General features: G+C 55.6%; 1 protein-coding gene. It reads right to left on the minus strand.

Annotated features, from left to right (window positions below; translation table 11 throughout):
• Window positions 1–284 (minus strand): phosphate/phosphite/phosphonate ABC transporter substrate-binding protein (gene phnD, locus SB719_RS19620; RefSeq protein WP_412159663.1); only part of this gene is annotated, 284 nt, incomplete at both ends.

Here is a 284-nt window from a genome sequence, read left to right on the forward strand (position 1 = left end):
CTGGCGATCCATCCGCCGCGACCGTCTGGGCGAAGACCTGGCCGTTGGCGCGATCCACCGCTTCCATTGCCGACAGGTTGCCGTACCAGGCGATATCCACTTTATTGAAGCGCATTCCCTGGATAATGCCTGCGTAGTCTGGGGCAAAGAAGGCGTTCACCTTCACGCCCAGCTTCTTCTCCATATCCTGTAAGAATGGCGTCCATTGCGGTTTCAGGTTTTGCTGTGATTCCGTTGAAATAATGCCGAAATTCAGCGCCTTTTCCTGCTCTTCGGCGTGTGCC

It is taken from the genome of Pantoea sp. SIMBA_079 (genome assembly GCF_046940275.1).
GTDB lineage: Bacteria > Pseudomonadota > Gammaproteobacteria > Enterobacterales > Enterobacteriaceae > Pantoea > Pantoea borealis.